We start from the raw sequence: 12,917 nt of genomic DNA on the forward strand, positions 1-12,917 counted from the left end.
TACGTCTGACGCACGTCTGACGTGTTGAGTCCTAGTTTTACCGGCTGACGCGCCAGTGTTCACAGCGTATATCGACGTATACGCTCGCGCTGGAAACGCTCCGGGCCAATCTCTTCGCCGCCGATTTCGACGGATTGGCCCGAGGCGAGTTTCCCGAACTTGGGCCCTTCGGGGATACCGGCCGTTCGTGCGAGGTCCGGGTCGAACGCCGTCTCCCGGGCGACCAGTTCGTCCGCGTTTCGCTCGACACTGTCGAAGCGCCGTTCCAGAATTTCGACGAGCGGGTCGATGATCGCTTCTAAGCCTGTCGTTGCCGGACAGACAATCGGTCCGGTGAGGACAGTTCCGTTTTGCTCGGTCGCGTACGCGATGGACTGGCGTTCGATAGTCTCACGCAACGCCTCGCTATCGACGCCGCGCACGTCCGAAATGAGTTCGTTCGGGAGGTCGATGACGGTCCATTCCCCGTCGTACCCGGACGCAAGCTCTCCGAACCTGAGACCATCGTCGACCGGTCTGATGGCGTCTTCCAGCGACTCGACGAAGCCTAGGTCGACACCGGTCGTCTCCCGAACGAACGTCTCGCTGACGACGCGGTAGCCCAGCGACTCGATCGCTGCCTGGAGGTCCGGCCGGTCACCCTCCATGAGGGCGTAGTCGGCCGCACTGGCCGCCAAAGCGCGTTCGAGAACGGCGTCGCGCTCCGCGTCGCTGTCGGCCCACTCTGCCAGCGCGTCCAAGGACCAGTTGGCGGCGATGTGGCCGACCGCCCAGTCCGTCTCGCGGACGACCCGCTCGAACCGCGGGGCGTAGTGGCCGCCGCCGACGCCGAGGAGGTGGCGGCGCGTCCCGTTTTCCCGCGGCTTGTCGGCCGGCTCGTCGGCGAGGTCCAGTATCGCCCTGGCGGCGGCTTCGGCGGCGTCGGGGTCCTCCCACTGTGGCTCCGCGCTGCCGACCTCGACGAACATCGACGGGACGCCGACAGCCGTCGGGCCGTGGTGGGTACACTCCATCCCGACTTCGTATTCCGGCGGGGCGTGGCGCTGGAGCGCCGAGACCACGGCCTTGTGTGCGCCGGGACAAGCGCGGGCGAAGTGGCCGTCCTCGCCGCCGAATTCCGCGACGCCGAAGTTCCCGGTGTGGTGAGCCGTCAGGAGTTCGTCGGTCTCGCCGGCGTGTTTCGAGGCGAACACCAGCAGATCCGGGTCCTCGAACGCCGCCGGGACGTTTTCGATATCCAGATGTAACGCCTCGAACTCGCGGAGTTCCACGCTGTCAGTCCGGTAGACCGTTCCGCCGCCCTCGGCATCGGGTCGTGTCTCGTCGACGCTCGTTTCCCAGTCCCGCAGGGAGCGCAGGTGCTCGCCGATGTGGGTCGACGCCGCGTCAGCGTGTGAGACAACGATTCCGAGCATCAGTCGGCGTTCTCCGGGTGGATCGGTTCACGGCCCATCGCGGTCCGGACGGCGTCACCGGCCAGCCCGAACAGGTGTTTCAGCGCCTCGCGGCGCTGGACGAACAACGCCATCCCGATGACGAGGTACATCCCCGTGTACGCAAGCAGGAGGTCGTGACTCGATATCGGCAGGACGACGAGGTCCCTGATGAGCGCGAACTCCAGAATCACCTGTGAGATGAACAGCGCGAATAGCGCGACTGCTTCGCGGATACTGATCTCGAAGTTGACCAGGATAGCGAGCGCGAAGAATGACTGGGCCGCTGTAATCCAGATCTCCGCGCCCTGTCTGGCGTCGAACGGCAGGACGCCGTACCCGCCGAGCGCGATGGAGTACACGACGGCGATGGTCCCGATGAGCAGCGTCCACTGATTGAGCTTCGAGGAGATGAGGGCGTTGAACCCGGCCGTCGACCGGGCCTTGTTGACCAGCACGGCGACGACGATGAGTTCGGGCGACTCACTGGCCAGTGGAGCGACCCACTGGATCATGAAGAACTCGGGAATACCGTTCGCGACGCCGATCTCCTCAAGCCCGTGGGCGAAGGGCTCGACCGCCGTGAAGATCATCGCACCGGAGTAGCCAAATAGCGCCAGGACGACCAGCGGCCGCCACGGCAGCGACCACTCCTGGAAGTACTTCGGCACGCCGACGGTGTGCTCGCTGTGTTCGATGTCGGACTTGAGGACGAGCCCGATGTAGGCGACGTAGAGCCCGACCAGAAACAGCGTATCGAAGATACCGATACCGCCGCCAAGGGGGACGAGAAACGCCCACATCGTCGCCAGAAAGAGGAAGGATATCTCGGTCGCGATGTCGGTGTCCAGTTGGACGGCGTCCCGCAGGAACCCGTCGCGTTTCTGTACTGCGGGGTCTCGGGTTTTCGCGGCCCGCCAGACGGTGAACACGGCGATGCCCGCCCAGCCGATGCCGATGAGGATGCGGTTCGCGCCGGTCATGTTCGCGATAGCCAGGTTCGCGTCGTGACAGGCCCTGGCCAGCGATGTCGCGCCCGCTTCGATCTCCGCCGGGGAAAACTGCTGACAGGCTTCCGTTGTCGCTCCACCAGCTCCGGCGTTCCAGGCGTACAGCGCGTCGACGGCGTATTCGGGGGCGACTGCGAGAACGGCGAGAACGGCGATAGCGAACGATCTCGGCACGTCTTTCTCGGCCGTTTCAGCGCCCCACGCCAGCAGGAACGACGCCCCGAGGACCGCGATCCCGCTGACGGCGACGGTCGTCACGTTTCCGACTTCGGTACCAGTGACGAACAGATATATCCAGCCAACAGTCAGAGAAACCGTCACTGCGACCTGTACCAGCGGGTGGCGAAGACGACTCACTAGCTCAAACGTAACCGGGTCCGGCTGAAAAGCTTGCGAAAGTGTCGACTGAGTACCCTGACCACTTGCGTGAGAGCGTGGCGTTCATACGACCGGCGCGCGCTGGCGTTGGTATGGACGTTTACGGACTCATCGGAAACCCGGTCGGGCACTCGCTGTCGCCGCCGATGCACGAGGCGGGCTACGAGACACTGGGGCTTGACGCGCGATACGTCACGTTCGAGCCGGCGGCCGACGCCGGTGCCGAAGCCATCGAAGCGGCGGAGACGCTCGGGATCGACGGCCTCAACGTCACTATCCCGTTCAAACAGGACGTGCTAGACGCCGTCGACCCCGCGCCGCTCGCCGAGCGCATCGGCGCGGTCAACACCGTCGATTTCAGCGGCGACACGCCGACGGGCTACAACACCGACGCGGTTGGGGCGGTCCGGGCGCTGGCCCACCACGACGTGTCGCTGTCCGGCACGGCTGTCGTCGTCGGGGCCGGCGGCGCGGGCCGGGCTGTCGCATTCGGCCTCGCCGACGAGGGGCTGTCGGTGAGAGTCGCCAACCGCACCGAATCGAAAGCAGACGCGCTCGCCGACGAGGTCCCGGCCGCAACCGGCCACGGCCTCGACTCGCTCCCCGACCTGCTCGCGGACGCCGACATCCTCGTCAACTGCACCAGCGTGGGCATGGAGGAAGACGAGACGCCGGTCCCCGCCGATGCGCTGCACAGCGACATCGCGGTGCTCGATGCGGTGTACACGCCAATCGAGACCCGTCTGTTACAGGACGCGGCGGCCGCGGGCGCGACGACAGTCGACGGCGCGTGGATGCTCCTGTATCAGGGGGTCGAAGCGTTTGAACGCTGGACTGGCGAAGACGCGCCCGTGGACCGGATGAACGACCAGTTGCGCGAACACCTGTAGCGGAGCGGTCACCAGCAAGAGATTTGTGTGGGGGATAAATACGTTCATGTATGGGTCTGCTTCAGAAATTGAAATCCGCCCTCGGGCTTGACGGGACTGGGTCATCCGCGTCGGGAACTAATCGCGACGTGGACGTGACCGTCGAGCGAGAGCCCTCTACTGAAGACGAAGACGCTGTGAAGGGGACGAACACCGCGACGACTACCGAGACCCACACATCCGATACCGCGGACGGGGCTGGTGCCGAATCAGGGGACGGGAGTACGACGTCCGTTCAGACGGACGAGTCGGAGACCGCGGCGTCACCGACTGCGACCGACGACGAATCGGCATCTGCGACTGATGACTCTACCACAAAGGCCGAACCAGAAACGGCGGGCGACGACGAGGACAGCGATTCGGCGGCCACCGCTAGTGAGGACTCGACCGAGGCTGATGAGGAGCCAGCCGAATCCGACGAAGAATCGGCTGAGGCCGACGATGATGGAAGCACTGCGCCCGTTACGGATATCAAGGGCATCGGCCCCGCCTACGCCGACCGACTCGCCGAGATCGGTATCGAGACGGTGGGCGAACTGGCCAGCGGGGATGCAGCAGACATCGCCGCGGACACGGACCTCTCAGAGAGCCGCGTTTCGGGCTGGGTCGAGCGGGCCGAAGAGTTCTGAGAGCGTTTACGCCCCATCTCTGTGCGCCGAACCGCAAGGGAATTAGTCGCCGCACTGTTTTCGTTCGGTAATGCAATCGGTCGAAACCGACCGGACTGCGTTCACCGACCTCGCAGCCGACGCGCCCCCGGAGGCACGCGTCCCTGTCGAGGTTCGCGTGGACGTTGATGACCCGTTTCTCGCCTATCGCCGGGCGCGCGACGAGACCGGCGGCGTGTATCTGGCGACCACCGGCGGCCAGTCGGGGTGGGGCTACTTCGGGACGGCCCCGGCGGACTTCCGCGAGGTCGATCCGAGGGAGGGCGGGACCCTCGCCGCGCTGACCGAGTTCCTCGACGGCGAGCGACTGGTCCGCGGTGACTGCGACGTGCCGTATCCCTGCGGGGCCGTCGGGTGGTTCTCCTACGACGTGGCGCGGGAACTGGAGTCACTGCCCGACAGCGCCGACGCCGACCGCGCGCTCCCGAACCTGCAGGTGGCTCGTTACGACCGCTTCGCCGCCTGGGAGGAGCCCCGCGGTGAGTCGGTGACGCTGCGCGTGACGGCCTGCCCGCGGGTCGGCGACTTCGAGACGCCAGAACTGGCCTACGAGTTCGGGAAGCAACACGCGCTGGACCTTGCTCGGGCGGCCGAACAGGGCGACCCCGCCGTCGAGGCCCCGCCGGTCGAGGCCGACGAAGCCACGTTCGAGAGCGACTGCACGCGCGAGGAGTTCGCCGAGCGGGTCCGGACGGTCAAGCAGTACATCCGCGAGGGCGACACGTTCCAGGCGAACGTCTCACAGCGCCTCCGCGCACCCGCCGCGGTCCATCCGGTCGAGGCCTTCGACGCACTTCGAACTGTGAACCCGGCACCGTACTCCGCCCTGCTCGAGTTCCCCGGTGTCGACCTCGTTAGCGCGAGCCCGGAACTCCTCTTGCGCCGCGACGGCGACCGGATCGAAACCGAACCCATCGCCGGCACCCGCCCGCGGGGTGAAACACCCGAGGCCGACGACCGACTGGAGGCGGACCTGCTCGACGACGCGAAGGAGCGGGCCGAACACGCCATGCTGGTCGACCTGGAGCGAAACGACCTCGGGAAAGTGAGCAAATTCGGGAGCGTCGAGGTGTCGGACTACCGGCGCATCGACCGCTATTCAGAGGTGATGCACCTCGTCTCGGTCGTCGAGGGCCGACTCCGCGACGGCGCGTCTCTGCAGGACGCTATCGCCGCGGTGTTCCCCGGCGGCACCATCACCGGCGCGCCCAAACCCCGGACGATGGAGATCATCGACGAGGTGGAGGCCACGCGACGGGGGCCGTACACCGGCTCTATCGGCCTGTTCGGCTTCGACGGCCGGGCGACGCTGAACATCGTCATCAGGACCCTGGTCCGATACGCCGAGGAGTACCACCTCCGCGTCGGTGCGGGCATCGTTCACGACTCGGACCCGGACAGCGAGTTCCAGGAGACGCTGGACAAGGGCCGCGCGCTCGTCAACGCCGTCGACGAGGCCCTGGGGCGGCGCGTCGACCTGGCGATGGAGGACCAGCAATGAGCGGAGCTGGTACGACAACCGGCGACCCCGACGCGCCCGCCCCCACCGTCCTGGTCGTCGACAACTACGATTCGTTCGCGTACAACCTCGTCCAGTACGTCGGCGAAGTGGTCATCCGACTCGACGGAACCGAGGACGACGTGGTCGTCCGGCGCAACGACGCCATCGACGTCGAGGATATCCGCGAACTGGACCCCGACGGCATCGTCGTCTCGCCGGGGCCGGGGACGCCCGAGGAGGCGGGCGTCTCGATACCGATATTCGAGGAACTGGAATATCCGACGCTGGGGGTCTGTCTCGGCCATCAGGCGCTGTGTGCGGCCAACGGCGCACCCGTCGGCCACGCCGAGGCGGTCGTCCACGGCAAGTCCTCGTCGGTTACCCACGACGGCACCGGCGTGTTCGAAGACATTCCGGACCCGTTCGAAGTCGGCCGCTACCACTCGCTAGCGGTCGACCGCGAGAACCTCCCCGACGTATTGATCGAGACGGCGTACACCGTCAACGAAGACGGCTCCACGAACACCGCTGCGACGCCAGACTCGTCCGAACCTGCCACCGCCGACGGCACGGACGAGTCCCAGGTCGTCATGGGCGTCCGCCACAGCAACCGCCCGCACATCGGCGTCCAGTTCCATCCCGAGAGTATTCTGACCGACCACGGCAAGACCATGATCGAGAACTTCTGCCTGCTATGCAATACCACGTAGACGGGGCGCTCGTCCCCGAAGACGAGGCGACGGTGTCGGTGCGCGACCGCGGGTTCATGTACGGCGACGCGGCGTTCGAAACGCTCCGGGCCTACGGGGGCGAGCCGTTCCAGTGGGACGCCCACCGCGCGCGCCTCCAGCGGACGGCCGAGACGCTGGGCTTCGCCGACGCCGTGCCCGGGGACCTCCGTGAGCGCGTCGACGAGACGCTCGCGGCCAACGATCTCGACGAGGCGTACGTCCGGCTGTCGGTCACGCGGGGCGTCCAGCCCGGGAAGCTCACGCCGGGGAGCGATGTTGACCCGACGGTCGTCGTCATCTGCAAGGGACTTCCGCGGGGCGGGCTCGACGGCGAGCGCGTCTGGGACGAGCCGGCGTCGGTGCAGACGGTCCGGACCCGGCGGATTCCGAGCGAGGCGGTCCCGGCAGACGCGAAGACCCACAACTACCTCAACGGGATTCTCGGTCGGCTCGAACTCCGGAAAGCCGCCGCTGGCGGTGAACCAGCCGACGAGTGTCTCATCCGGGACACGGACGGGAACCTTGCAGAAGGGGCGACGAGCAACCTCTTTTTCGTCACGGACAACGGCCTCCGGACGCCGAGTACGGACCTCGACCTGCTGCCGGGGGTCACCCGCGACGTGGTAATGGACATCGCTCGCGGCGAGGAGTTCCCCGTCGAAACCGGTCACTACTCGCTCGATGCCCTGCGTGACGCCGACGAGGCGTTTCTCACCAACTCGACGTGGGAGATCCGCCCCATCGCGACCGTCGACGGCATCTCCGTGGGGAGCGGGCCAATGACGAAGCTCCTTCAGCGGCTGTTCGACGAGCGAATCGAGGAGCGGTACTACTGATCGCGCTGAAGGTAGTGGAAAGCGAGCCAGCGCTGGTCGCTGGCGTGCCAGCTGACTGGTGTCCGCGTCCGCGGTCTACTCGGGTGCGTAGCAGACCCAACTTGTCGCGGGAACGGTGATCTGGACCCAACTATCGCCGTTGGTCGAGATATTGCCCGCGTTGCCGCTGTAATCGTTGAGTGTCTGGTTCGTCCAGCTCGTGGGGACCCACTTGCTCCGCTGGCCGCTCGCACGGTTCAGGCCGACGAGGAGGTTCCCCTCTCGTTCGTAGACGTACAGGTCCTGGTCGACGTGGCGGGTCTGTGAGCCGCCGCTCGCGAGGTTGTTCCGGATCCAGAGGAGGTTCCGGATATCGTCGTCGTCGACGCTGATACGGTTGCTGTACACGCGTGGATACCCCTCGTACGTGAGGATGTAGGCGTACGCGAGTTTCTCGTAGTCCGGCGGCCCGCTGTCGTGGTTCGAGACGAAGGTAAACGCTTGGAACGGCGACTGATTCACCATGCCGGCGCCGTCGAGCGCCTGCATATCGCCGTCGCTGTGGAACGCCTCCTCTTTCATCGTGTAATAGAGCGGGTAGTCGGTGACGGACATCCCCGTATCGGCGTACCCCTGGCAGACGCCGATATCGCCGTCGAGCACCTCACCCACTGTCCAGAGATCGAGGTCGTCGGCCCACTGGTTCGCGTAGTCAGCGAAAAACGACTCGGGGACGTGTTTGGCGGCGTCCCAGCGAATGCCGTCGACGCCGAGGTCCGCGTACTTCTGGACGTAGGTCTGTAACTCGCCGCGGACGTACTCGGACTCCTGTTTCAGGTCCTTCAGCCCGACGAGCCAATCGTCCTCGACCGACTCGGGGTCGTCGTAGTTAATGCCGTCTTGCGGGTGGAAATCGCGTTCGCTGAATCGAGGGAGATCCTCGAACGTAATGCCCGGTGCGCCCCGGAAGTCGTCGTTTGCGGCCATGTGGTTGATGACCGCGTCGGCGACGACGTCGAGGCCCTGATTGTGGGCCTCCTGAACCATCGCCTCGTACTCGGCCTCTGTGCCGAACACGCTGTTGAAATCCGTCAGGTCGACGGGCTGATAGCCCAGTGGCGGGTCGGTGACGCCGTTTTGGTGGCTCCGGTCGAGGCGGCTCCGCTGGGCCGGTGGGACCTGAATCGTGTCGTAGCCCTGTTGTGCGACTGTTTCCAGCGTCGCTGTGATTTCTGTCCAGTCTGTGTGGTAGTACTGGTACACCGCGCTATCGCCGACAGCCGCGCTACTGCCGACCGATGTGGCGGTGCCGAATACTGCGGCACCGAGCGCTCCGAGTCCTTTCAGAACGGTTCGCCGAGACGCCTGCTTACTGCCGGTAATTCGGGTTCGGTTCATCTGCTCTCGAAAGTATGTTTCATGTTATCTACCATGCTTTTCCGCAAAAGATGATGAGATTCTACATCATAATAAAATGTTGGCATGTAGGATTTATTATGTGTCAGAAAAACATCATACTTGAACAGTAATACGGAGATTATACGGGGACTGAGACACTATTTCTACCGCGTTTCCGGCTCACGAAAGACACACTTCTACGTTCCTATTTTATTTGTGATAGATACCCGACTTTCTCACCAACCTCGAAGTAGTCCGTTCACACCACGTCTTCGCGTTCGACACCGTCGACAGCGAGAATCAGGTCGGGACCGTACGCGCCGGCGGGCGTCTGGAACCCGGCGGGTGCGTCACCGCTCAAGACCCGCTCGGTGATTTCGACCGCCGTCGCCGCCGTGAGGTCGTAGGTGTGTGGCCCTCGCAGTCGGGACTCGACGCGGTCGCCGTCGTCAGTTCTGGCTTCGCCCCAGACGAAACTGGGCACACTTGCGCGCTCTTCAGCGTCGGGTCCCTCGGTCGTCTGCTCGATGACCCACTTGAGCGCGGCTTTCACCGGCGGGAGACCGAGTACGGGCGCGAACAGCCCCGCAAACCGCTGCTGTCGGGCCGCCGACGGCGGCATCGACATGTACACGGTCACGTTCGGTATGCCGGTGGTGTGGTACGCCGTCGACACGTCGCCCCACGGGATCGAGACGGTGTTCATACCATCGTGTCCCCAGCCGAAGTCTATCTCGCGCGATTCGCTCCCGACGGTCACTCGCTCTATGCGGCCGTCGCGGCGCACCGCCCCGCCTGCGTCGATGTGTTCGACCATCGTCTTCGCGGTTCCCTTCGAGACGCCCATCTCCGCGTGAAACGCCAGCGCCAGCGTGTCGGCGTCGGGCAGCCGGTCGGCGAGGTGTGCAGCGAGGCAGTCCGTCGGGACCACGTCGAAACCGACACCAGGCAGGAGCATGATCCCGGCCTCCCGTGCTTCGCTGTCCCGCTCGTGGATGGCCTCAAACACGTCGAGCTCCCCGGTGATGTCCAGGTAGTGCGTCCCGGTTCGCAGGCAGGCCTCGACCATCGGCTCCCACGTCCGGCTGAACGGGCCGGCGCAGTGGACGACGGCGTCGGCGTCGTCGAGCAGCATGTCGAGCACTTTGGGTTCATCCAGCCCGACGACTTCGGACTCACAGCCGAGTTTGATCGCCTGCGTCGAGAGTTCGTCCCGGTTCCGGCCGGCCAGTACGGGCTCTAACCCCCGGTCGATGGCCGCCTGTGCGATGAGGTTGCCGGTGTAGCCGTACGAGCCGTAAATGACGACATCTCCCATGGCGTCGCGTTCGCAGCGTCCCCCGATAACAGTTGACACTGAATCGACAGCCTGGCCGGTGACCGCTGGCCGCTCACTTCACGAGAGCTTTGGCCGCCCTCTGGCCTCGCTTCTTACTGCTCGGTGCCGTTTCCGTCTGAGTAGCCCGTGGCGCTTCACGCGGTTACTCGCCGGGATCGGCGGTTTGAAACGGCTTACGTCCGTACGGATGCGTAGTATGGACGAGGACAGCCGTATCGTCGCGCTGGACGAGGTGCCCGCTGACGGAACCTTTCTGTTCACTGTTCGCGACGGCTTCGACACGAAGGAGGCGATTATCGTCGAGTTGTCCGACGCGGTCGTCGCGTTCGAGAACTACTGTCCACACTGGACAGACGTCCGACTCGACAAAGGCAGTGGGGCGACTGTTCGGAATGGGGAACTGGTGTGTGAGAAACACGGGGCGACGTTCGAATCCGATTCGGGGTTGTGCAACTACGGCCCTTGCGAGGGAGCGGTTCTGGAGGAAGTTTCGATTACCACCGAGGACGGCGTCGTCTACCTGACCGACGAGCGCTACGAGTTCGAAAACCAGGGGCCGTCCGGCGACCACGACCTCTCTTCGCGCGGTCGCATCGGCTTCTCGGGGAACTGAGCGGCTGGAATCGGCTTCTCCGGGACTCCGTACCGGTTAGCTGATCCGGTACGCCGGCTCCGAGACCGCTTCGCATTTACACTCCGGACACCGGCTCGGTCGGTTTGTCAGGTCGTCGAAGTCCGTGAAGCCGCACTCCTCGCACTCCGGCGGCGCGACGAGGAGCTGTTCGTCGGTCGATTCCAGGGATTTCGAAATATGCTCTACGTGCGTGAGCGCGTCGCTGGTCTGTATTTCGAACTCGTTCGCGATTGTCCCGGCGGCCATCGCTTCGTCGCGTAGTTGGTCAGCGATGCGCTGGCGCGTCGTCCGACTTGCCTCGCGCATGGGGGATGTTGGCATCCGATTGTTATAGGTTTTGTTCTGGACTCACTGCGACGCAGTGGTGCTCTCCCACGTTCCTGTCCCAGCCACGATACTTTATCACCGACGGCGGTGAATAGCGACACCCAATGTTCGACAGAATCCTCGTTCCGACCGACGGAAGCCCCGGTTCCGAGCGCGCGTTCGAGGTCGCCGCGACGCTCGCCAGCACTCACGATGCAGCCGTCCACGTCCTCTCGGTCGTCGACGAACACGGCCCCACGGACGACTGGGACTACGACGGCGACTCCCCAGCAGAAGCCTTCGTCGAGTCCCAGGCCGACCACGTCGACACCGAAGGCCTGTCCGTCACCGCCGCGGTCCGCGAGGGAGTCGTCCACGACGCGGTTCTCGACTACGGCGACGAGAACGATATCGACCTCATCGTCATGGGGACTCACGGCCGCACCGGTGTCCGGCGCTTCCTCCTCGGCAGCGTTACCGAAAAGGTCGTCCGCCTCGCCGACGTACCGGTCCTCTCGGTCAAAGCCGACGCGGAGCCGGGAACCGTCTCGTTCGACGACATTCTGCTCCCAACCGACGGCAGTAGCGGTGCGGAGGCAGCTATCGAACCGACGGGCACGCTCGCAAGCGCGACCGATACCACCGTCCATCTCGTCTCGGTCGTGGATACGCGATCACTCGGCATCGATGTCGGATCGAGCGTTATCATCGACGAACTGGAGTCTGTCGCGACGGATGCCGTCGGGGATGCATCTGATCGGCTCTCCGGGATGGGAGTCGAGACCGTCGAGACAGCTATCACGCACGGTGTCCCGTATCGGGCCATCCTCGACGCCATCGAGGAGGCTGGTGCCGACCTCGTGGTCATCGGGACTCACGGTCGCACTGGTATCGACCGCTACCTGCTGGGCAGCGTCGCGGAGAAACTGGTCCGAACCTCGCCGGTGCCGGTGATGACTGTTCGAGCGCCGGACGCTGGTGATGAAAGCTAACATCGCTCTCGGTTATCCATCGGTGAAGTCAGGACCGCCCGGCGACACGGCCCTCGACCGACCTATCCGAAGTTCTCGACCTTCGCGTCGTCAGTGCTGACGCCGGCGGCCTCGAGCGCTTCCGCGGCGGCCTCGAGGAAGTCCGCGAAGCCGTAGATGAACACTTGACCGCCGTCCTCGACGGCCTCGGCGACCGGCTCAGTCAGGGGCTCGTCGTCGTCGATGACCGAGACGAGCGCCCCGGCCTTGGCGAGCGCGTCCAGTCGGTCCTCGTGGATCGGCGCGTCGTCCTGGTACACGACTGCGGCCTCGTTGCCGTCGTCCAGCGCACGCTCGGCGATCCCGACCGCCGGGCCGACCCCGGGACCGCCGGCGAGCACGACGACGCGGCTCTCGCCCTCGTAGTAATCCGAACCGAACGGGCCGGCGATGCGGACGCCGTCGCCCGCTTCGAGCGCGCCGAGTTGTGGTGCCAACTCGCCGTCGGGGTCGATACCGACAGTAATCTCGAACGCCTCCTCGACCGTCGGTGAGGAGATGGTGTAGAACCGCGAGATGTCTTCCCCGTCAACGGTCAGCGTCAGCTTGACGAACTGACCCGGCTGTGCGTCGAAGGCGTCCGGCGTCTCGAAGTCAATCGCCACGGTGTCTGGTCCGATGTCTCGGACGGCAACCACGTCGAGGACTCGTTCATCCATACCGGCAAGTGACCGTGACTGGGCAAGGGGGTTACGGTCGCGGAGTGTCACGTTATTCGGTGTTAATTGCCGGTTCTTTCCCACA

The 12,917-nt window shown here is 65.0% G+C and carries 13 protein-coding genes; 7 read left to right on the top strand and 6 right to left on the bottom strand.

Features of this window, described 5'->3' with window-relative positions; genetic code table 11:
- Positions 1-59: 59 nt before the first annotated feature.
- Both VI234_RS11370 and VI234_RS11375 read right to left on the bottom strand, forming a co-directional pair.
- On the bottom strand, positions 60-1,415 hold the full coding sequence (locus VI234_RS11370; protein WP_336330067.1) for a D-aminoacyl-tRNA deacylase: 1,356 nt from the start codon (positions 1,413-1,415) through the stop codon (positions 60-62).
- Positions 1,415-2,800, bottom strand: a complete 1,386-nt coding sequence (locus tag VI234_RS11375; protein ID WP_336330068.1) for a sodium:calcium antiporter — start codon at positions 2,798-2,800, stop codon at positions 1,415-1,417. Before VI234_RS11375 ends, VI234_RS11370 begins: the two co-directional genes overlap by 1 nt.
- A 113-nt stretch (positions 2,801-2,913) precedes the next feature.
- On the opposite strand from VI234_RS11375, the gene VI234_RS11380 reads away from it, so the two are divergent.
- The 5 genes from VI234_RS11380 (at position 2,914) to VI234_RS11400 (ending at position 7,486) form a co-directional block, all read left to right on the top strand.
- A complete protein-coding gene (locus VI234_RS11380; RefSeq protein WP_336330069.1) occupies positions 2,914-3,711 on the top strand; it encodes a shikimate dehydrogenase in 798 nt (265 codons plus the stop codon).
- A 50-nt stretch (positions 3,712-3,761) separates the two neighbouring features.
- Positions 3,762-4,379 carry a helix-hairpin-helix domain-containing protein gene (locus VI234_RS11385; RefSeq protein WP_008309421.1) on the top strand — a complete coding sequence of 206 codons (618 nt, stop codon included), beginning with the start codon at positions 3,762-3,764 and terminating at the stop codon, positions 4,377-4,379.
- A 70-nt stretch (positions 4,380-4,449) separates the two neighbouring features.
- Positions 4,450-5,919: an aminodeoxychorismate synthase, component I gene (gene pabB / locus VI234_RS11390; protein ID WP_336330070.1), complete on the top strand. Its 1,470-nt coding sequence runs from the start codon at positions 4,450-4,452 to the stop codon at positions 5,917-5,919.
- Positions 5,916-6,629: an anthranilate synthase component II gene (locus tag VI234_RS11395; RefSeq protein WP_336330071.1), complete on the top strand. Its 714-nt coding sequence runs from the start codon at positions 5,916-5,918 to the stop codon at positions 6,627-6,629. Before pabB ends, VI234_RS11395 begins: the two co-directional genes overlap by 4 nt.
- Complete coding sequence (locus VI234_RS11400; RefSeq protein ID WP_336330072.1) at positions 6,614-7,486, top strand: aminotransferase class IV; 873 nt, start codon at positions 6,614-6,616, stop codon at positions 7,484-7,486. Before VI234_RS11395 ends, VI234_RS11400 begins: the two co-directional genes overlap by 16 nt.
- 75 nt (positions 7,487-7,561) lie before the next feature.
- Here VI234_RS11400 and VI234_RS11405 read toward each other — a convergent pair whose 3' ends face one another.
- Both VI234_RS11405 and VI234_RS11410 read right to left on the bottom strand, forming a co-directional pair.
- The gene (locus tag VI234_RS11405) at positions 7,562-8,863 is read right to left on the bottom strand and encodes an alpha-amylase domain-containing protein (RefSeq protein WP_008309416.1); all 1,302 of its coding nucleotides are present in this window, start codon (positions 8,861-8,863) and stop codon (positions 7,562-7,564) included.
- 259 nt (positions 8,864-9,122) lie between these two features.
- A complete protein-coding gene (locus VI234_RS11410) occupies positions 9,123-10,181 on the bottom strand; it encodes a saccharopine dehydrogenase family protein (protein WP_336330073.1) in 1,059 nt (352 codons plus the stop codon).
- Positions 10,182-10,398: 217 nt separating this feature from the next.
- Here VI234_RS11410 and VI234_RS11415 point away from each other — a divergent pair, with 217 nt between their 5' ends.
- A complete protein-coding gene (locus tag VI234_RS11415) occupies positions 10,399-10,815 on the top strand; it encodes a Rieske (2Fe-2S) protein (protein ID WP_008309414.1) in 417 nt (138 codons plus the stop codon).
- A 36-nt stretch (positions 10,816-10,851) separates the two neighbouring features.
- On the opposite strand, the gene VI234_RS11420 is transcribed toward VI234_RS11415, so the two are convergent.
- Positions 10,852-11,142: a transcriptional regulator gene (locus tag VI234_RS11420; RefSeq protein WP_004592932.1), complete on the bottom strand. Its 291-nt coding sequence runs from the start codon at positions 11,140-11,142 to the stop codon at positions 10,852-10,854.
- Positions 11,143-11,267: 125 nt separating this feature from the next.
- Between VI234_RS11420 and VI234_RS11425 the strand changes: the two genes are divergently transcribed.
- Positions 11,268-12,134, top strand: a complete 867-nt coding sequence (locus tag VI234_RS11425) for a universal stress protein (protein ID WP_336330074.1) — start codon at positions 11,268-11,270, stop codon at positions 12,132-12,134.
- Between the two features lie 62 nt (positions 12,135-12,196).
- On the opposite strand, the gene VI234_RS11430 is transcribed toward VI234_RS11425, so the two are convergent.
- Positions 12,197-12,832: an FAD-dependent oxidoreductase gene (locus tag VI234_RS11430; protein ID WP_336330075.1), complete on the bottom strand. Its 636-nt coding sequence runs from the start codon at positions 12,830-12,832 to the stop codon at positions 12,197-12,199.
- Positions 12,833-12,917 lie beyond the last annotated feature (85 nt).

The organism is Haloarcula sp. CGMCC 1.2071 (genome assembly GCF_037078445.1).
Classification (GTDB): Archaea; Halobacteriota; Halobacteria; order Halobacteriales; family Haloarculaceae; genus Haloarcula; species Haloarcula amylolytica.

What these genes read in the sequence shown, in the direction of transcription:
- VI234_RS11380 (WP_336330069.1), top strand. Translation starts at nt 2,914, where the DNA reads ATGGACGTTTACGGACTCATCGGAAACCCGGTCGGGCACTCGCTGTCG.
- VI234_RS11415 (WP_008309414.1), top strand. Translation starts at nt 10,399, where the DNA reads ATGGACGAGGACAGCCGTATCGTCGCGCTGGACGAGGTGCCCGCTGAC.
- VI234_RS11400 (WP_336330072.1), top strand. Translation starts at nt 6,614, where the DNA reads ATGCAATACCACGTAGACGGGGCGCTCGTCCCCGAAGACGAGGCGACG.
- VI234_RS11430 (WP_336330075.1), bottom strand. Translation starts at nt 12,832, where the DNA reads ATGGATGAACGAGTCCTCGACGTGGTTGCCGTCCGAGACATCGGACCA.
- VI234_RS11395 (WP_336330071.1), top strand. Translation starts at nt 5,916, where the DNA reads ATGAGCGGAGCTGGTACGACAACCGGCGACCCCGACGCGCCCGCCCCC.
- VI234_RS11405 (WP_008309416.1), bottom strand. Translation starts at nt 8,863, where the DNA reads ATGAACCGAACCCGAATTACCGGCAGTAAGCAGGCGTCTCGGCGAACC.
- VI234_RS11370 (WP_336330067.1), bottom strand. Translation starts at nt 1,415, where the DNA reads ATGCTCGGAATCGTTGTCTCACACGCTGACGCGGCGTCGACCCACATC.
- VI234_RS11410 (WP_336330073.1), bottom strand. Translation starts at nt 10,181, where the DNA reads ATGGGAGATGTCGTCATTTACGGCTCGTACGGCTACACCGGCAACCTC.
- pabB (WP_336330070.1), top strand. Translation starts at nt 4,450, where the DNA reads ATGCAATCGGTCGAAACCGACCGGACTGCGTTCACCGACCTCGCAGCC.
- VI234_RS11425 (WP_336330074.1), top strand. Translation starts at nt 11,268, where the DNA reads ATGTTCGACAGAATCCTCGTTCCGACCGACGGAAGCCCCGGTTCCGAG.
- VI234_RS11385 (WP_008309421.1), top strand. Translation starts at nt 3,762, where the DNA reads ATGGGTCTGCTTCAGAAATTGAAATCCGCCCTCGGGCTTGACGGGACT.
- VI234_RS11420 (WP_004592932.1), bottom strand. Translation starts at nt 11,142, where the DNA reads ATGCGCGAGGCAAGTCGGACGACGCGCCAGCGCATCGCTGACCAACTA.